The sequence below is a fragment of the Pseudomonas sp. E45-MNA-CIBAN-0222 genome, assembly GCF_040310405.1.
GTDB lineage: Bacteria > Pseudomonadota > Gammaproteobacteria > Pseudomonadales > Pseudomonadaceae > Stutzerimonas > Stutzerimonas stutzeri_AC.
In genome coordinates, this window is sequence record NZ_JBEOPU010000150.1 from 1 (window position 1) to 260 (window position 260).

Annotated in this window: 1 protein-coding gene; it reads right to left on the reverse strand. The window is 45.0% G+C overall.

What is annotated here, in order from left to right; translation table 11 throughout:
• Window positions 1–90: 90 nt before the first annotated feature.
• The coding region (locus AAEZ08_RS23120; RefSeq protein ID WP_500125207.1) for a glycine cleavage T C-terminal barrel domain-containing protein at window positions 91–260 on the reverse strand (170 nt) is incomplete at its 5' end.

Consider the following 260-nt stretch of genomic DNA (forward strand, 5'->3'; position numbering starts at 1 on the left):
CTGCCGGAATAGTGCTCATTGTTGCTGTTCCTTAATCTGATGTTCAAAGACTTAATCAATAAATTCGGTGTCGGTAACACGCCACTAACATTAGAAGGCTTGTTTACCATTGCGCACAAAACTTGGGGCGATGACTTTTACGGTCACGCGTTTTTTACGCATTTCAACTTTAGCTGTGGCACCAATACCATTGGGTACACGGGCCATGGCGATAGAATAGCCTAACGTTGGCGAAAACGAACCACTGGTGATCACACCTT